18 protein-coding genes and 1 pseudogene are annotated in these 17,687 nt (G+C 66.5%); 6 read left to right on the top strand and 13 right to left on the bottom strand.

What is annotated here, in order from left to right; genetic code table 11:
- From scpB to ald, 6 genes are all read right to left on the bottom strand, one after another.
- Positions 1-865 (bottom strand): SMC-Scp complex subunit ScpB (gene scpB / locus E1263_RS24670; RefSeq protein WP_337590286.1); only part of this gene is annotated, 865 nt, incomplete at its 3' end.
- Positions 862-1,845 (bottom strand): segregation and condensation protein A, encoded by a 984-nt coding sequence (locus E1263_RS24665; RefSeq protein ID WP_238161501.1) that lies wholly within the window; start codon positions 1,843-1,845, stop codon positions 862-864. The genes E1263_RS24665 and scpB, both read right to left, overlap by 4 nt.
- Positions 1,846-1,847: 2 nt before the next feature.
- Positions 1,848-2,213, bottom strand: coding sequence for a hypothetical protein (locus E1263_RS24660; protein ID WP_132171345.1), 366 nt, complete (start codon positions 2,211-2,213; stop codon positions 1,848-1,850).
- A complete protein-coding gene (locus E1263_RS24655; protein ID WP_132171351.1) occupies positions 2,198-3,106 on the bottom strand; it encodes a ParA family protein in 909 nt (302 codons plus the stop codon). Before E1263_RS24655 ends, E1263_RS24660 begins: the two co-directional genes overlap by 16 nt.
- A 361-nt stretch (positions 3,107-3,467) precedes the next feature.
- Complete coding sequence (gene xerD, locus E1263_RS24650; RefSeq protein ID WP_132171349.1) at positions 3,468-4,415, bottom strand: site-specific tyrosine recombinase XerD; 948 nt, start codon at positions 4,413-4,415, stop codon at positions 3,468-3,470.
- Complete coding sequence (gene ald, locus E1263_RS24645) at positions 4,412-5,527, bottom strand: alanine dehydrogenase (RefSeq protein ID WP_132171343.1); 1,116 nt, start codon at positions 5,525-5,527, stop codon at positions 4,412-4,414. Before ald ends, xerD begins: the two co-directional genes overlap by 4 nt.
- Positions 5,528-5,810: 283 nt before the next feature.
- Here ald and E1263_RS24640 point away from each other — a divergent pair, with 283 nt between their 5' ends.
- Together E1263_RS24640 and E1263_RS24635 are read left to right on the top strand one after the other, a co-directional pair.
- Entirely contained in the window at positions 5,811-6,641 is an 831-nt protein-coding gene (locus E1263_RS24640; RefSeq protein WP_132171341.1) for an LLM class F420-dependent oxidoreductase, read from the top strand.
- 117 nt (positions 6,642-6,758) lie between these two features.
- Positions 6,759-7,454: a DUF4386 family protein gene (locus tag E1263_RS24635; RefSeq protein ID WP_132171339.1), complete on the top strand. Its 696-nt coding sequence runs from the start codon at positions 6,759-6,761 to the stop codon at positions 7,452-7,454.
- Between the two features lie 66 nt (positions 7,455-7,520).
- Here E1263_RS24635 and E1263_RS24630 read toward each other — a convergent pair whose 3' ends face one another.
- Positions 7,521-7,937 carry a cupin domain-containing protein gene (locus tag E1263_RS24630; protein ID WP_132171337.1) on the bottom strand — a complete coding sequence of 139 codons (417 nt, stop codon included), beginning with the start codon at positions 7,935-7,937 and terminating at the stop codon, positions 7,521-7,523.
- 28 nt (positions 7,938-7,965) lie between these two features.
- Between E1263_RS24630 and E1263_RS24625 the strand changes: the two genes are divergently transcribed.
- Entirely contained in the window at positions 7,966-8,556 is a 591-nt protein-coding gene (locus E1263_RS24625; RefSeq protein WP_132171335.1) for a hypothetical protein, read from the top strand.
- Here the strand turns inward: E1263_RS24625 and E1263_RS24620 are convergent, their stop codons facing one another.
- The 3 genes and pseudogenes from E1263_RS24620 to E1263_RS24610 form a co-directional block, all read right to left on the bottom strand.
- Positions 8,557-9,282: a peptidylprolyl isomerase gene (locus tag E1263_RS24620; protein ID WP_132171333.1), complete on the bottom strand. Its 726-nt coding sequence runs from the start codon at positions 9,280-9,282 to the stop codon at positions 8,557-8,559. It abuts the gene before it with no gap.
- A pseudogene (locus E1263_RS43770) lies at positions 9,282-12,596 on the bottom strand (GH92 family glycosyl hydrolase). The gene E1263_RS24620 and the pseudogene E1263_RS43770 overlap by 1 nt, the downstream one beginning before the upstream one ends.
- 180 nt (positions 12,597-12,776) lie before the next feature.
- Positions 12,777-13,112 carry a hypothetical protein gene (locus E1263_RS24610; protein ID WP_132171331.1) on the bottom strand — a complete coding sequence of 112 codons (336 nt, stop codon included), beginning with the start codon at positions 13,110-13,112 and terminating at the stop codon, positions 12,777-12,779.
- A 131-nt stretch (positions 13,113-13,243) separates the two neighbouring features.
- Between E1263_RS24610 and E1263_RS24605 the strand changes: the two genes are divergently transcribed.
- The 3 genes from E1263_RS24605 to E1263_RS24595 are packed head-to-tail and all read left to right on the top strand — an operon-like array spanning position 13,244 to position 14,846.
- Complete coding sequence (locus tag E1263_RS24605) at positions 13,244-13,438, top strand: hypothetical protein (protein ID WP_132171329.1); 195 nt, start codon at positions 13,244-13,246, stop codon at positions 13,436-13,438.
- Positions 13,438-14,007 (top strand): DUF6879 family protein, encoded by a 570-nt coding sequence (locus E1263_RS24600; protein WP_132171327.1) that lies wholly within the window; start codon positions 13,438-13,440, stop codon positions 14,005-14,007. Before E1263_RS24605 ends, E1263_RS24600 begins: the two co-directional genes overlap by 1 nt.
- Entirely contained in the window at positions 14,004-14,846 is an 843-nt protein-coding gene (locus tag E1263_RS24595; RefSeq protein WP_132171325.1) for a helix-turn-helix domain-containing protein, read from the top strand. The genes E1263_RS24600 and E1263_RS24595 overlap by 4 nt, the downstream gene beginning before the upstream one ends.
- A 178-nt stretch (positions 14,847-15,024) precedes the next feature.
- Here the strand turns inward: E1263_RS24595 and E1263_RS24590 are convergent, their stop codons facing one another.
- From E1263_RS24590 to E1263_RS24580, 3 genes are all read right to left on the bottom strand, one after another.
- Positions 15,025-15,243, bottom strand: coding sequence for a hypothetical protein (locus E1263_RS24590; RefSeq protein ID WP_132171323.1), 219 nt, complete (start codon positions 15,241-15,243; stop codon positions 15,025-15,027).
- 62 nt (positions 15,244-15,305) lie between these two features.
- On the bottom strand, positions 15,306-15,956 hold the full coding sequence (locus E1263_RS24585) for an NUDIX domain-containing protein (protein ID WP_132171321.1): 651 nt from the start codon (positions 15,954-15,956) through the stop codon (positions 15,306-15,308).
- Positions 15,953-17,674, bottom strand: a complete 1,722-nt coding sequence (locus tag E1263_RS24580; protein ID WP_132171319.1) for a CTP synthase — start codon at positions 17,672-17,674, stop codon at positions 15,953-15,955. Before E1263_RS24580 ends, E1263_RS24585 begins: the two co-directional genes overlap by 4 nt.
- Positions 17,675-17,687: the final 13 nt, after the last annotated feature.

Here is a 17,687-nt window from a genome sequence, read left to right as displayed (position 1 = left end):
GGTCGTTCTCGAGGGGGCCGTCTTCCTCGGGCTCGGCGGGCGTCTCGGCCTCGGCTGCTGGTTCTTCGGCGGCCGGCGGGAGGGATTGGGCGGCTAGTTCGTCTTCGATGTCGTCCATGTCCGGCAGGTACGGCGCGAGCTCGGGGAGGTCGTCGAGCGACTGCATGCCCATCCGCTCGAGGAAGTAGAACGTGGTGCGGTAGAGCGTCGCCTGCGAGTCCGTGTCGGAGCCGGCCTCTTCCACCAGCCCGCGGGCGATAAGCGTGCGCATGACGCCGTCGACGTTCACGCCACGGATGGCGGAGACGCGGGCCCGGCTGACCGGCTGCTTGTACGCAACGACGGACAGTGTTTCGAGAGCCGCCTGCGTGAGCCGCGCCTGCTGTCCGTCGAGCACGAACCGCTCAACGAACGCAGCGGCCTCGGGGCGCGTGTAGTACCGCCACCCGCCACCGATCTCACGTAGGTCGAACCCACGCCCCTGCTCTGTGTACTCCCCCGACAGCTCGGTCAGTGCCGCAGCCACATCCCCCGTCGGCCGCCCCACCGCCCGAGCCAACGTCAGCACCGGCAACGGCTCGTCCGTCACCATCAGAATCGCCTCAAGCGCCCGCCGCATGGTGTCATCGTCGATCACCACCTCGTCGCCGGTAGGCACCTCTGTCTGCCCCGGCGGCAGATGGTCCTCATCCAGCTCCCCGCCAGCCGGTACGTAGTCCTCGTCAGCCGGTGCGTCAGCCGCAACCACATCCGGTACGTCGGACTCCAGCGGCACGTCCTCCACAAGGGAGGTGTCGTCCGCTTCCGCGGTGGTGTCCACGTCCGGGTCCTGCTCGTCCGTGGGGGTTGTGGGGTGTTCGGTCACTGGGGCACCGTCTCGTGGGGTGGTTCGGGCTGGGCGGGGGCCTCAGGGGTGTCTTCGGTGAGGGAGTCGCCGGGCTCGAGGAAGGAGTCTTCGTCGGTGACGATGGGGGCTTCGCCATCTGCGGACGGCGGGAGCGCCTCTTCGTCGAACTCATCGCTGACTGCGATCTCGCCGTCGTCGGTACCGGTCCAGCGGATCGTGAGTTCACCCAGCGGTGTCTCCTGGTCGAACGCAACGTCAGCAGACCGGAAGAGCTCCAGCAGCGCGAGGAACCGGCAGACCGTGGTCACCGTGTCCGGGGAGTCCGACACCAGCATGCGGAACGTCGTGGTGCGCTGCCGGCGGAGGCGGTCGACGATCACCAGCGCCTGCTCGCGAACCGTGACCGCCGGCGCATGCAGGTGGGCCAGCGACACCCCCTCGGGGATGATGTCCTTGCGCGCCATCGCCTTCTGCGCCAGCAGCATCAGCCCGTTCGGGTCGATACCGAGCAGCACCTCCGGCAGCAGCTCGGCGAACCGCGGCTCCATCCCCACGGAGCGCGGGAAGCTCTTGGCCTGCGTGGCCATCCGCTCCTGCACGAGCGCAGCGATCTGCTTGAAGGCGCGGTACTGGAGCAGCCGCGCGAAGAGCAGGTCGCGGGCCTCGAGCAGCTCCAGGTCCTCGTTGTCCTCGACCTCACCACTCGGCAGCAGCCGAGCAGCTTTGAGGTCGAGCAGCGTCGCCGCGATCAGCAGGAACTCCGAGGTCTGATCAAGATCCCAATCAGACCCGAGTGCCTTGATGTGCGCGATGAAGTCGTCCGTGATCACCGACAGCGCGATCTCGGTGATGTCCAGCTTGTGCTTGCTGATCAGCTGCAGCAACAGGTCGAACGGTCCGTCGAAGTTCACCAGGTGAACCTCGAAACCCTTGCCCTCGGCAACAGTCGGCACGGCGTCGCCACCACCCGACAGGTCCAACGGCAGGGAGTCGGACACAGTCACTCCGAGGCCTTGAGCCGCCGTACCAGCACCGAGTCCGGTCCGTGGTCGACGAAGTCGGCCAGCAGGACGTCGATCGCCTCACGCACGATCCGGCCGCGGTCTGCGCTGAGGCCGTGTTCGGCCCGCAGCGCCAGCCGCACCTGTTCCAATCCGAGCAGCTCTTCCTCCGTCACGTACACGGTGATCTTCGTGTCGTGGCGGATTCGCCCACTGGACTTCCGGTCGTCGTCGACCACCGTGCGCGAACGCACGGAACTCGAAGCCGGTCCGTCAGTGGTGGTGCGCTTCTCGGGTCTGGTCTGCTGCGGTGCCGCGCCCCCGAAGAGTTCGCTGGCACCTGGCAGGCTCACCCGGCGGGACAACGCGCGAGCACCTCCTTGGCAAGGTCGCGGTACTGCATGGCCGCTTGGGACGAAGGCGCGTACGTCGTGATCGGTTCGCCGACGACAGTGGTCTCGGGGAACTTCACGGTGCGCCGGATGACGGTATGGAAAACGCGCTCGTCGAAGGCCTGGACGACGCGGTCGAGCACCTCACGCGCGTGCGTGGTGCGCCCGTCGAACATGGTGCCGAGGATGCCGACGATCTCCAGCTTCGGGTTCAGCCGGTCCTGCACCTTGCCGATCGTGTCGGTCAGCATGGCCAGACCACGAAGCGCGAAGAACTCACACTCCAGCGGTACGACGATGCCGTTCGACGCGGTCAGGGCGTTGACCGTGAGCAGACCGAGCGACGGAGCGCAGTCGATCAGGATCACGTCGTAGTTGGGGATGATCGGCTCGAGGACGCGCTGCAGCGTGTACTCCCGGGCGACCTCCTGGACCAGCTGAACCTCGGCCGCGGACAGGTCGATGTTGGCCGGCAGCAGGTCGAGATTCGGCACCTTGGTCGCCTGGATGACCTCGGCGGGCGTGATGTCGCGCTGCATCAGCAGGTTGTAGACCGACAGCTCCAGGTCGTGCGGCTGCACGCCGAGCCCGATCGAGGCCGACCCCTGCGGGTCGAAGTCGATCAGCAGCACCTTGCGTCCGGTCTCGGCGATCGCGGCACCGAGGTTGATCGTGGTCGTGGTCTTGCCCACGCCACCCTTCTGGTTGCACATCGCGATCACCTGCGCCGGACCGGTCTTGGTCGGCGGCAGGACTTCCGGCAGGTCCGGCATCGGACGGCCGGTCGGCCCGATCTTTCTCGGGCCGCTGGGATCGCTCACAGGTGCAAGGTCCTCCGCGGTGAGCTTGGCCGTCGGCCTCGGCATCGCCGCATAGTTCTCGGGTGGGGTCAGGGTGCGCTGGGGCGGCGCAGGTGCCTCGGCAGCCGGCGCTGCCGGCGGCTCGGGCTGTTCGGTACCGTGCTGGGCGCCGGCGTCGTACTGCTCGAAATCGTTCTGCTCGGTGCCCGGGAATGTCGACTCGTTCATGACTCGCCAAACCTTTCAACCGATACGGGCGACGCCTGCGACTGTAAGCGTGCATTCAAGCACTCTCAAGCGGCCACTCCGCACCCGGGTCGAGCGGTTTCCGGTCGGCATTCCACAGTAGACCGGTCACCCCGTTATGGTGACCGACCGTGAGCAGATCATTGCACAACGTTCCGACCTGCCGTACATCGGGGTCATCCTATGACGACAGCGCCCGCGGGTGTGAGGTGGCATAGACCTCGCGCAGCTTGTCGACCGTGACGAGCGTGTAGACCTGCGTGGTGGTCACCGACGCGTGCCCCAGCAGCTCTTGCACCACCCGTACGTCGGCTCCACCGTCCAGCAGGTGTGTCGCGAACGAGTGCCGCAGCGTGTGCGGGGAGATCTCTTTCGCGATCCCAGCGCGCTCCGCCGCACGGCGCAGTACCGTCCAGGCGCTCTGGCGCGAGAGCCGACCACCGCGCGCATTCAGGAACAGTGCGTGCGTACCGCGTCCTCTCGCGACCAGGTCGGGTCGACCACGGACCTGGTACGCCGACAGTGCTTTGAGCGCGTAGGTACCGACGGGAACGACCCGCTCCTTGCTGCCCTTGCCGCGCAGCAGCACCGCCCCGACTTCGAGGTCAACGTCGTCCACATCGAGCCCAACGGCCTCAGAGATGCGCGCACCGGTGCCATAGAGGAACTCCAGCAACGCAGCATCCCGAGTCGCCAGTACGGCGGGCTCTGCCTCCGCACCAGCCGCGGCAGCGAGGATGCGGGTCACCTCGTCCACCGACAACGCCTTCGGCAACCGCTGTGGCGGAGCCGGCGGCTTGACCGCAGCCGCCGGGTCCACCGCAGTCAGACCCTCGCGCAGGCAGAACTTGTGAAAGCCCCGCACTGCGACGACTGTGCGGCCCGCACTGGAGGCGGTGAGAGGTGGGTGATCCTCATCGCCCTCACGCAACCGCATCAGGAAATCACTCACCACTGCCTCAGTCACTCGACCGAGCTCCGCCTCCCCAGTCGACCACAGCCCGGTTGAGGCGAGGTAGGCGTCGTACCGGCGCAGGTCACGTCGGTACGACGACAGGGTGTTCGCGGCGAGGCCGCGTTCGACCGTCAAGTGGTCGAGGTAAGCACCAACCGCCCGGCTGATGCTCAGACCAGGACCTCGTCCAGCTTGAGCTGGTCCAGGTCGTGCGCGTCGGCGATAGGACCGTAGGTGACGCGGCCGTCGTGGGTGTTGAGGCCGAGCGCCAGGCTGTGGTCCTGCTTGAGCGCCTCGCGCCAGCCGAGGTTGGCCAGCTCGATCGCGTACGGCAGCGTCACGTTGGTGAGCGCGTACGTCGAGGTGTTCGGTACGGCGCCAGGCATATTGGCGACGCAGTAGAACAGCGAGTTGTGCACCTGGTAGACCGGGTCCGCGTGGGTGGTCGGACGCGAGTCCTCGAAGCAGCCGCCCTGGTCGATCGCGATGTCGACGAGCACGCTGCCGGGCTTCATCCGGCTCACGAGCTCGTTGCTGATCAGCTTCGGCGCCTTCGCACCGGGGACCAGCACCGCGCCGATGATCAGGTCGGCCTCCAGGGCCGCGCGCTCGATCTCGTAGGCGTTGGAGGCGATCGTCAGCAGGTGACCCTGGTAGATCTGGTCGGCCTGGCGGAGCCGCGCGATGTTGCGGTCGAACAGCTGGACCTGGGCCTGCATCCCGAGCGCGATCGCCGCCGCGTTCATCCCGGACACACCGGCACCGAGGATGACCACGCGAGCCGGGTGCGTCCCGGAGACACCGCCGAGCAGCACACCACGCCCACCACCGCTGCGCATCAGGTGGTAAGCACCGGACTGCGGCGCAAGCCGGCCGGCGACCTCGCTCATGGGAGCCAGCAGCGGCAGCGAGCCGTCCGGCAACTGCACCGTCTCGTAGGCGATACCGGTGACACCTGCCTTCAGCAGGGCGTCGGTGCACTCCAGACTGGCCGCGAGGTGCAGGTACGTGAAGAGCACCTGGCCCTTGCGCATCCGGTGGTACTCCTCGGCGACTGGCTCTTTGACCTTCAGGATCAGGTCCGCCTCGCCCCACACCTCGTCGGCGGTGGGCACGATCCGCGCCCCGGCCGTGACGAATTCCTCATCCGGGATCAGCGATCCGCTGCCCGCGTTCTGCTCGATCAGAACCTCGTGTCCGTGGCGCACGAACTCGTGCACACCGGACGGCGTGATGGCCACCCGGTACTCGTGGTTCTTGACTTCCTTCGGAACTCCGACCTTCACTGCTTGCCCTTCTTTCCTTCCAGGAGGACGGCGCACATCGTTGTGACCGCGGCCCGGCGGTGAGCGGAAGTTGCCAGGTCGGTGCCGAGTGTATGCCTGCGAAGGGCATACCACTCGACCGGTTGGTCTGCTGGCCATGTGACTGGCAAGTAGCCTGCAGATGCCCTTTGACGTGACAACGATCATTGACGCGACCGCGGTCTCATCAGAGATGCTTGCCTACGGAACTACTACCCGCCGCCCCGGGTTGCGCCTGACGGTAGGACAACGAGAGGGGTACGACGTGGCGATCGAACTGGGACGCTTCGGGGTCTGGCACGGTGCGCAGCACTGGGGTCCGGAGCTCGCAGCCGGGCTGGAGCAAGCCGGGTACGGCGCGCTGTGGCTGGGCGCGTCCCCGGGAGCCGGTCTGCGCGACGCTGAGGTTCTCTTGGCCGCAACAAGTTCTGTTGCGGTCGGCACCAGCGTGGTGAACATCTGGAAGTCACCAGCCGAGGATGTGGCGGAGTCTTACCACCGCCTGGAGGAGACCGCGCCGGGACGCTTCCTGCTGGGAGTGGGCATCGGGCACCGGGAGCACAGCACCGAGTACAAGTCGCCGTACGAGACTGTGGTGTCGTACCTCGACGAGTTGGACGATGCGAAAGTGCCGGTCGAGCGACGGGCACTGGCCGCGCTCGGTCCGAAGGTGCTGCAACTGTCCGGCAGTCGCACTGCCGGTGCGCTGCCGTACCTGACCACTCCGGAGCACACCCGGGAAGCACGGCGCAGTCTGGGCGGCGGAGTGCTGCTCGCCCCGGAGCAGAAGGTCGTACTCGAGACCGATGTGGACATCGCCCGCACCACAGGGCGCGAGTACCTCGCGACCTACCTGGGGCTGACCAACTACGTCAGCAACCTGAAGCGTCTCGGGTTCACCGACGAAGACATCGCAGATGGTGGCAGCGACCGACTGGTCGACGCCCTGGTGCTGCACGGCTCCGCAGTGGAGATCGCCGAGGGCCTGAACGCCCATCTGGAAGCAGGCGCCGACCATGTCGCGATCCAGCAACTAGGTCGCGAGGGCATCGATCTGCTGGCCGGTTACGAGGCCTTGGCAACCGTTCTCCAGTAGGGGTGCGCGGTGCCGTCCGGTTGGCCGGACGGCACCCCTTGACGGCTGGCCGAAGCGGAGGAATATCAGCAGTAGACGCACCACATTTCGTGGTGTGCACACTGGAGGTGTTTCCCCATGACTGAGCGACACGAGTTGCGGTGGGGTGGCTTCGCCGGGCTGGCTTTCGTCATCCTGGCTCTCCTGGGCAGGTTCCTGCCCGGCAACCCACCGAACGTCGACGAATCACAGAGCACCATCACCAGCTGGATCGCCGACAACCGCGGCATGATGCTCACCAGTGCACTGATGTGGGCCGCGGCCGGCGGGTTGGTCATCTGGTTCGCGTCCGCCTTCGCCGAGGCGATGCGGGAGCGGGACGAGCGCAGCGACGTCCATCTGGCGCTGCTGGCAGGCTCGGTGCTGGTCGGTGGTGCGATCTTCGTCAATGCGGCGATGACCGGCGCGACCGCGTTCGGTATCGACGGCCGGGACGCCGCGCTCACGATGATGATGTTCGAGATGACATCGGTGATGACCACGATGATCGGCTTCGCGGCAGCTCTGCCGCTGGCCGCGGCCGGCATCGGTGTGATGCGCACGCACCTGATGCCGAACTGGCTCGGCTACCTGGCCCTGCTGGCCGCAGTGGTATCCGTCGCCGGCTCGTTCGGCATCTTCGCCTCGACCGGCACCTTCGCGGCCGGCGGCTTCCTGATGACGGGTGTCCCGTTGTTGCTCTCGGCACTCTGGATCGCCTGCGCCGGCGGCTACATGGTCCGCGAGCACCTGCCTGAGCTGACCACTGGGGAGGCTGTCGTACCGCAGATGTAGCCGCTCAGTCGCCCGGCAGCATCTCGCTGTGTCCTACATAGTGCTGTGTCTACATAGTGCTGTGTTTTACATAGTGAAGTCTGCGAAGTCGAAGCCTGGCGACACAATGCACGACACCAGCACTTCCTGATCCCCGGCCGGCCTGGCTGCCTGCCATGCGCCGGCCGGGATCACCACCTGCGGCTGTTGCCCAGCCGCGACATCCGGCCCGAGAACGAACGTCTCGGCCTGCTCCGGGCTGTCGCCGTACTGGAGGGTCAGCGGCCCACCGGAGTGCCACAGCCAGATCTCCGCCGACCGCACCCGGTGCCACACCGATTCCTCCCCCGGCGCAAGCAGGAAGTAGATCGCCGTCGCGCTGGCGCGCTCACCGTCGTACCCCTCGGGCTGGAAGCTCACCGGAGACCGCCAGGTCTCTCGGAACCAACCACCCTCGGGATGCGCTGCCAGATCCAGCAACTCTGCAAGCTTCGGCTTCTCCATGCCCTCATTCTCCGGCACAGTGCTGGCCATGACTGAACTGCCGTCTGAATACCACCGCAACCTCCCGTACGGCGAGCGCCTGTCGGCCGCGGAGTTCCTCGGCCACCCGTTCTTCCCGTTCGAGGGCGACGTACAGGTGGTTCCGCTGGCCGACCCGGAGCTCCCGGAGCCGCCGCGAGCTGGTGAGCCGGGCGGGAAGCCGTGCTACACCTGCACGGAGCCGGACCGGTCCGTGATCTGGCGTGATGACCAGTGGCAGCTGAAGGCTTTCGAGGAGCATGGGCTGCCGTTTGTGGCGATCCTCGAACCGCGGGAGCACTACCGGCTCGACAACCTGCCGCCGGAACTCACTGCGACGCTAGGTGGGCTGATCCAGCGCGTGAGCGGCGCCATCAGACGCATCGACGCGGTGGGGCGGACTCACTTCAACCGGTGGGGTGACGGGAGCGAGCACTTCCATCTGTGGTTCATGGCCCGGCCGCTCGGGCAGATGCAGTTGCGGGGCGCGATGATCGCGCTCTGGGACGACATGCTGCCGAATGTCCCGTCTGAGCGGCACCAGGAGTACGTGCGGCTGGTCGCCGCCGCCCTGGTTGAGGGCGGCGGCGAGGCGGTTTAGCTACCAGTTGCCCAGCGAGCGGGCGATCAGGATGTCGGTCTTGCGTACTGGCGGGCCGTCGAGGTTGTCCGGGTTGTCGGCGCTGACGACAGTGCCGGCGGCGGCGACCTTGTCCAGGGTCTTGAGGCCGGTGCGGTCCACGGTGCCGAAGACGGTGTAGTCGGGACGCAGCCGCGAGTCGGCGAAGACCAGGAAGAACTGGCTGCCGTTGGTGTCCGGTCCGGCGTTCGCCATGGCCAGTACGCCACGGCCGTAGAGCTTGCGGGTGCCGGTGGTGTCCCCGGGCCAGTTCGGCAGGGCGACCGCGGAGGCCAGCTCGTCCTTGTAGGAGTAGCCCGGACCGCCCTCACCGGTGCCGCTGGGGTCACCGCACTGCAGGACCTTGAGGGTTGTGTACAGCGTGAGCCGGTGACAGGTGGTGAAGTCGTAGAAGCGGCTCTTGGCCAGGTGCAGGAAGCTCTGCACCGTGCAGGGCGCCTTGGCCCGGTCGAGTGACAGCAGCATCGGGCCCTGGTTGGTCGCGACCACCACCTTCACGATGCCCTTGTCCGGCGTGTGCTTCGGATCCGGCGGCAGCGTCACGTTGCGCGCCGGCGGGTCGTCCGGCGTCGAGGTGTAGCCACACGGGCCCTTGGTGGTGGTCGGTGGTGCAGCCTGCGCCGGAGTGGCGACCAGCAGCGTGGCCACCATCAGCGTCGCACCTGCGATCACAGCCGAAGCCTTCATCAATTTCCTCCTGATGCCACAGTGAAGATCCGCAGATCGCGGTTCTTCGGAAGCGTGATGCTGACCGGGGTCTTGGTCAAGCTCACAGCCGCAGTGGCGAAGATGTGTGTAGTCACGTTGTCACGACCACCACCGGACTCGTTCCGGTACGGCGTGGTGGCGACGATGACGTTGCCGTAGTGCAGGGTGTCCCCACCGCCGCCGAGTGTCCAGTCGCTGAAGGACAGGTCGATCGGCTGGGTGCTGCCGTCGCTGAAGTTCAGCGTGGCCGTCGTCTGCTGGTTCCCGTTCACTGCGCTCCCGATGAACGACAGCTTCGTCGTACCGGCCGGCAGGTTCAGGTTGAGCAACTGGCCGTCGGCGGGGACGTTGTCGGGGTCTCCCACCGGTACGTCGGGCCACGTGAAGGTCAGGCCCTGCACGGTTCCGGCACCACCCGGCGTCAGACCGGCCGCAGCCAATGCCTGCCGCGAGTAGCTCACTCCCCCACCGTCATAGTCGGCTTCGGTGTGATCACCAGGGTCGTCGGAAGCTGCAGTGCCTTCCCGCAGCACGAAGAACGAGTTCGGCAGTCCGACCACCACAGTGAAGCCCACCTGCGGCAGTGCGGTCCCGTCAGCCGCCTTGACCGAAACAGTGACCGGGTAGCGACCATCCGGCGTACCGGGCGCGGCTGTGATCGTCACCGGCGCGCCACCGTCCTGCTCGACGCGGAACGAGCCACTTGCCGGGCTAGCGGTCAGACCGGGCGGCGTCTTCACCGTGTACGTGACGTTCTGCGGCGTACCACTCAAGCGGTGCGCCTTGATCGCCACCGGAGCACTCGTCGTACCAGGTGCGATCACCACGCGGCTCAGGTCAGTCGACGTCTGGAACGGGATCTCACCGGTACGCCACGACGGCGGTGCGTCGGCCGGCTTCGAGCCCCAGGCCACGTTGGCCGTCGTACCGAGCTTGAAGTCCAGAGTGCCGCCGTGCTGCACGAAGCTCTCCGGCAGCCACGGCTTGGTCGACGTCCGGCCGTTGACCTTCAACGACTGCACGTACTGCGCATCTGCGCCCGGAGCGTTGATGCGGATCGTCCGGCCGCCATCGCGGTGGATGACAGCCTTCGGGAACAGCGGTGCGCCGACCTGCAGGTCGGAACGGCTCGGTACGTCGGGGTAGAGCCCGAGCGCGGTCCACACGTACCAGGACGACATGGCGCCCAGATCGTCGTTGCCAGGGATGCCACCGGTGCTGGTGTTCCACAGCTGAGTCATGGCTTGCCGCAGTGTCTCCTGCGTCTGCCATGGCTTGCCCGTGTAGTTGTAGATCCACGGGGTGTTGATCGACGGCTCGTTGTCCATCTCGGCGTGCAGCTCACCGGCCCGGGTGAGCGCCCAGGTGCCATCTGGGTTCTTGAAGAACGCATCCAGCCGCTGGTTCGTCTTCTCGACGCCACCGATCGCATCGACCAGACCGGCGCGGTTGTGCGGCACCATCCACGTGTACTGCGCACTACTGCCCTCAGCGAACCCGTCACCCGTCGACGGAGTGAACCCGGGCCAGGCGCCGTTCTCATCCCGGTTCTGAACGTAGCCGCCGTTCTCTGGGTTGAACACGTTCTGCCAGTACTGCGACCGGTTCAGGAACTACTTGTACGTCGCCTTGTTGCCAGTCCGCTGCGCCAGTTGCGCCAGCGCGAAGTCAGCGGTCACGTCCTCGAGTGTTTCGACCGCACCGCCCCAGGCGTTGGACTTGGTCGGGATGTAGTGCAGCGCAAGGTACTTGTCGAGTGACGGCCGCTGACCGATCGACATGACCGGCTTACCCGCTGAGCTGAGGTCCTTCTCGGTCGGAACCGTCGCCGCCTTCACCAGCGACTTCAGTGCACCCCGTACGTCGAAGTTCGTGCCACCGAACGCGTAGATGCCGGCCACCGCAGGCGCAGCCGGGTCACCGGTCATCACCGCCGTACTGCCCGACGCATGGGTCCAGCGGTCCCAGACGCCACCGTTCTGATCGGCCTGGTTCAGCAGCGACTGTGCGATGTCACCTGCCTTGTCTGGCTCCAGCAACGCCAGCAACTGCACCTGCGAGCGATAGACATCCCAACCGGAGAAGGTCGCGTACTGCGCCTTCTGGCCGCGGGACACGCGATGCACCTTCTGGTCGAAACCCCAGTACTGGCCGTTGACGTCGCTGAACACGTTCGGGTGCAGCAGCGCGTGGTAGAGCGCGGTGTAGAAGGTAGTGCGCTGCTCAGTGCTCCCACCGGTGATGTCGATCCGGTTGAGCTGCTTTCGCCAAGCCTGCTTGGCCTTTGCGGCCGTAGCAGTCACCGACGTGCCCCGCGGGTTCTCAGCCTGCAGGTTGGCCAGTGCGTTGGCCTTGCTCACGTAGGAGATGCCGATGCGCATGTTGACCGTGCTGCTGTCGAACCCGACGTACCCGCCGGACCCCTTGTTCGCCGCCATCCACCCATCCGCGCCGTACGTCGTACCGCCGCGGGAGCTCGTGCTGTCCGGAGTGACGGTGCCGTCGGTCCAGGTGCCCGTGTTCTTGAACGGCTGGTCGAACTGCGCAACGAAGTGCAGCGTGTAGTAGCTACGGCGCCCCACACTGGCCAGGTAGCCGCAGAAGTTGCCACTGGTCACCTCGCCGGAGACAGTGCGCGTCTTCGGGTCGATGCTGAGCTGCGCATCGCTGGAGCCGACCTCAGAGTTCGACGTCCGGAACAACAGCGACTTCGCCTTGTCCGCCGGGAAGGTGAACGCAGCCGAGCCAGTGCGCGGCGTCGCGCTCAGCTCAGCAGTAGCACCAGAATCCAGCCCAACCTTGTAGTAGCCGGCCTTGGCCACCTCGTTGGCATGGCTGAACGTACTGGCGTAGAGCTCGTCCTTGGCGTCACTCTGCGGTGAGGTGGTGACATCACCGACGTGCGGGAAGATCGGAATGTCCCCTGACCCACCAGCACACCCAGTGCCGCTCATATGCGTCAGGCTGAACCCACGGATCTTGTTGGCCGAGTACAGATACCCACCAGGCGCAGCAGTCCGGTACGCATTCCCGCGGCTCGTCTCCGGGCTGAACGAGAACATCCCGAACGGCGACACAGCCCCGGGGAACACATTCCCCAGGTTCGACGTCCCGATCAGCGGATCCACATGCTCGGTCGGATCAGCCGACGTACCGGTGATCTTGCTGGCTCCGACGGTCTCCCGGAGGTTCAGCGGCGGCTGTGGCGTCGCCTGAGCGGTAAGACTCAGACCAAGGCCGACAGCCGCACTCACGAGCACAGCAGTACTACGGCGCAGGGCGGTGCGCGGCATAAAGGTTCCCCACCTCGGACGTCGGAACAGGGCGGCGTGACATCGTTGTCAGCAACAAATACCCTCACGCACCGCACAAGGTCAAGCACTCACCGCGGTTTGCCCATCGAGCGATCAGCTCGCGACAGGTGGTACGGCGGACGGGCGCAGACGCAGGGATCAGTACGCCCGCCCACCGGCTCATGGGGGCGATCCGCCGGCGGTCAATGCCTGCGCACCGGTCTCACGCTTGAGGCGTCGCGCCTTGGTCTCCCCGCCACCTACCGCACTCAGGTGGGCCTGGGTCGGCACCTCGACGACGGGAATCCCGCCTCGCTTGACCACCGTGACGAGCGCGTCGAACGCGGCCGGATCAGTGGCGAGTTGCTCCACGAAGACCTCGGTCAGAACGAAGCCTCGCTGCCTGGCGAAGACCGCGAGCCGGCCCGCCGCCCGCTCGAGCTCGGCGCAGGTCATCGCGGGGTACTGCCGCAGATAGCCAACCGCCGGCGCGAGCTGAGCAAGAGAGTCGGTCACGACGGCAAATATTCCATCTTACAAGTGGAATATCAAGCCTCAAATCGAGCATTCAGCTTAGATATTCCATATCAACTGGCATCACGGTAGGCTCCCACTGTCATCGCCCCTTGACCGAAGGAGAACGTTCGATGTCTCAGTTACGACGGATCGCCGGAGAGTGCCCGGACAACAAGACGTGTCCGGCAGCCTGGACGACGGACGCCGATCCTGACTCGGTGTATGTCGTCGGCTCGATCGTCGAGGACGATCAGGACCTACTCGCGAAGGCCGGACCCGGCGAGACCGTCGTCCGCTTTCCTCGAAGCCTGTGGGAGCGCCGTTGATGTTGCCCGAGGAGCAGGTGGACGCAATCTTCGAGGGTTTCCAGCACAGCGCGTTCCGCCTCGAGACTCTCGACTACTACCACGTCGGGTCGGACGGCGGTGACGTCGCGCGCTATCTCGCCGGTGAGCCCGAGCCAGATCCAGACCGCAAAGGACCGTGGCTGACGCAACTCCGCGACGAACGGGCGGCCGGCAAGCTCAGACACCGCGTACACATCTTGCGTACGCCGTTGACCGACTACCTTCGCTACGAATGCGAATGGGGGTACCTGCCGAACGCTGCAGCCGGGGAAGAGATCCACATCCTCGATCTCTCAGAGCAGCGGCTGCCTGCCGAGGTTGAGCCGCTCGAGGACTTCTGGCTCATGGACGATGAGACAGTCCTGCGCATGCACTACGACGAGCGAGGCATGTACGTCGGTGCGAGCCTCGCCGAGGACGTCGTACCGTATCGTCGGAGCCGCGATGCCGCCCTCGCAGCGAGTACGCAGTTCGGCACGTGGTGGAACGGGCACCCCGAGTACTGGCGAGCCAACCAACAAGAACCGGAGAAGCCTTCACTCGGATGACTGGTGCGGACGACACCTCGGGTGCTCTTGATCTTGGCACGGTGCTGCTTGAGTTTCGGCGCCGTGCTGGTCTCGGCGGTCTCGAAACTGCTCGCCGCGCCGGTGTTAGCCAATCGAAGATCTCCAAGCTCGAGAACGGGCTGCTGCGAGCAAGCCCCGAGGACGTCCGCTCGCTGTGCGACGTCTACGGCGTACCGGCGGATGAGCGCGAGGACCTGATCGGACTGGCATCCGAACTGAAGGCCGCCAGCCGCTTGTCGAGAGTCGTCATGACTCGAGGCGCCGCTCGGCTCCAACATCACATTGGTCAACTGGAGTCGAAGGCAACGCTGCTGCGCAGCTATCAACCAGCGATGGTGCCTGGACTCCTGCAGACACGGGCCTATGCACGGCTCGTCTTCGGTGGCGGCCTCTCGGACGAGGAGCGCGATGCTGCAGTCGACGCCCGCTCGATCCGCAGCAACGCCCTGGACGACGAGACGAAGGAGTTCAGACTCGTCGTCACCGAGGGCGCGCTGCGGTGGCAGGCAGGCAATCCGCAGGTGATGGTTGATCAGCTCGACGCCATCATCACGGCGTCACGCCGCCCGAACGTACATCTGGGTGTGATCCCGTGGACGACGCCGGTCGAGGTCTTCTGCACCCACGCTTTCCACCTCTACGACTCCGCGGCCGTCCTCATCGGAACGGAGATCGCTTCTGCTGTCCTCGATTCAACTGACGACGTGAACGTGTACGACGAGCTCTTCGATCGACTCGACCTTGTCTCATCCACCGGAGACGAGGCCCGACGAGAACTACTACGCATCAGGAGCGACTACCAGCTACTCGGCCGATGAGGACCGTGCTGCAGGAGCGGCGGTCCGACGTCGAGTGGCAGGAGCTTGCCGCTGGTAATCGATGACAGCGGCACAGTCCTGCCACTCGATGGCACACTGCTCACACTCGCCGATCACACCGGCCGCAGCACTCGACGAGAGTGGCGTCGGTCGCGAACTCGCCCGGCGCGTCGGGAGCCTAGAGCGTGTACTCGACGAGGTCGGCGGCGGCGGTGAACTCGGCCGGCGCATCAAGAGCCTTGACCGTGTACTCGACGAGACTGGCGGCATACTCGGTCATGCTGGCGTCGGTGTGCGCGTCCAGCTCAGACGCGGCACCTGGTGCGGCGGACAAGGCGACAGCGCCGGCAGTGGCCAGCAGCCCGGCGGCGAGACGCCGGATGACAGGTGCACGCATGGAATCCTCCTGAGGACGTTCGGCTGATCCGTCGACGGTCTCACGAGAAGGGTCCAGACCGCCTACAGGTCCTTGGCGGGCCAAGGGGAGTCGGCGGGGCGGAGCGATTCGAAGCCTGGTCCGTTCAGGGCGGTCCACGCCGCGAGGGCACCCATGATCAGGATCGGGTTCTGGAGGTGACCGGCCAGGATCGCGCCGACGACCTCGACCAGTGGGGCCCAGACGGTCTCCATGTCCGCCTCCTCGTGGAGGCGCTCATAGGTCTCGTCAGCAGGCGACAGGTCGCGCGCCAGGAAGATGCGGATCGCCTCGGTCGTCATACCGGGTGAGGTGAAGGTGTCGACCAGGATGCGCCAGTCGGCGGCCTTGGTGCCGGTCTCCTCCCAGAGCTCGCGCTCGCCGCCGAGGCGATACTGCTCGCCCTGTACGTCGAGCAGACCGGCGGGGGGCTCGATCAGCTTGTAGCCGACCGGGTGCCGGTACTGGCGGACCAGCAGCACCCGGTTGCGGTCGTCGAGGGCGATCACGCCGACTGCGCCCGGGTGCACGACGATGTCGCGGACGAACGCTTCGCCGCCCGCAGGCTCGATGGTGTCCCGGCGGACCGAGATGACCCGGCCCGTCGAGTACACCGTCTCCGAGTCCGAAACCGGCCATTGCTCCGGTACGTCGGCCAGTCCGGCGCCGAAGCGCAGTTCGGGGTGGTCCGTCACGCCTTGACCGCTTCGGCCTTGGTCTTGGCCGCAGGCTTCTTCGGAGCGGCCGGCTCCTCAACCGGGAGGCGGGACTCGCGCTGGCGAACCAGAGCGGCCGCGACCAGGCCGGCGAACAGCGGGTGCGGCTTGGTCGGCCGCGAGCGCAGCTCCGGGTGCGCCTGGGTGGCGACGAAGAACGGGTGCTGGGACTTGTCGAGCTCGACGAACTCGACCAGCTCGTGGTCCGGCGACAGACCGCTGAAGACGAGACCGGCGGCCTCGAGCTTGTCGCGGTAGGCGTTGTTGACCTCGTAGCGGTGGCGGTGCCGCTCCTGGATCGTGGCGGCGCCGTACAGGCTGCGGACGATCGAGCCCTCGGCCAGGTTCGCCGGGTAGAGGCCGAGGCGCATCGTGCCGCCCAGGTCCCCGCCACCGGCGACGATGTCCTTCTGCTCCTCCATGGTCGCGATCACGGGCTGCTCGGCGTCCGGGTCGAACTCGGTCGAGTTCGCCTCCGTCAGACCGGCCAGGTCGCGAGCGACCTCGACCACCATGCACTGCAGGCCGAGACACAGCCCGAGGATCGGTACGCGGTTCTCGCGAGCGAACCGGATCGCGCCGATCTTGCCCTCGATGCCACGGACCCCGAACCCACCGGGGATGCAGATCGCGTCGACCTCGCCGAGCAGCTTCGCGGCACCCTCGGGGGTGGCGCACTCGTCGGAGGCGATCCAGCGCAGCACGACCTTGGCGTCGTTGCCGAAACCGCCGGCCCGCAGCGCCTCGGCGACCGACAGGTACGCGTCCGGCAGGTCGACGTACTTGCCGACCAGCGCGACCGTGACCTCGTCCTTCGGGTGGTGCACGACCTTCAGCAGCTCGTCCCAGCGAGTCCAGTCGACATCGCGGAACGGCAGGTTGAGTCGCCGTACGACGAAGGCGTCCAGGCCCTCGGCATGCAGCACCTTCGGGATGTCGTAGATGCTCGGCGCGTCCGCGGCCGCCACGACGGCGTCCACGTCCACGTCGCACATCAGCGAGATCTTGCGCTTGACGCCGTCCGGGATCGGGCGGTCGGCGCGGCAGACGATCGCGTCGGGCTGGATACCGATCGAGCGCAGCGCGGCGACCGAGTGCTGGGTCGGCTTGGTCTTGAGTTCACCGGCGGGAGCCATGTAGGGCACGAGCGAGATGTGCAGGAAGAAGACGTTGTCCCGGCCGACGTCGTGCCGGACCTGACGCGCCGCCTCCAGGAACGGCAGCGACTCGATGTCACCGACCGTGCCGCCGATCTCGTGCAGGACGACATCGACGTCGGGGCCCGCCATCGCGAGCATCCGTTCCTTGATCTCGTTGGTGATGTGCGGGATGACCTGGACGGTGTCGCCCAGGTACTCGCCGCGGCGCTCCTTGGCGATCACGCTGGAGTAGACCTGGCCGGTCGTCACGTTCGCGACCTGCGACAGATCCCGGTCCAGGAACCGTTCGTAGTGGCCGATGTCGAGATCTGTCTCGGCACCGTCGTTGGTGATGAACACCTCGCCGTGCTGGAACGGGTTCATCGTGCCGGGATCCACATTGAGATACGGATCCAGCTTCTGCATGGTCACCCGGATGCCACGCGCCGTCAGCAGACTGCCGAGGCTTGACGCCGTCAGCCCCTTGCCGAGACTGGAGGCCACGCCACCGGTGACGAAAACGTGCTTGGTCTGCTGAGAGTTCGAAACCCTGTCCACGGGCCTTCAGCCT

The organism is Kribbella antibiotica (assembly GCF_004349055.1).
GTDB classification, from domain to species: domain Bacteria; phylum Actinomycetota; class Actinomycetes; order Propionibacteriales; family Kribbellaceae; genus Kribbella; species Kribbella antibiotica.
This window is presented reverse-complemented; position numbering and strand designations above follow the sequence as displayed.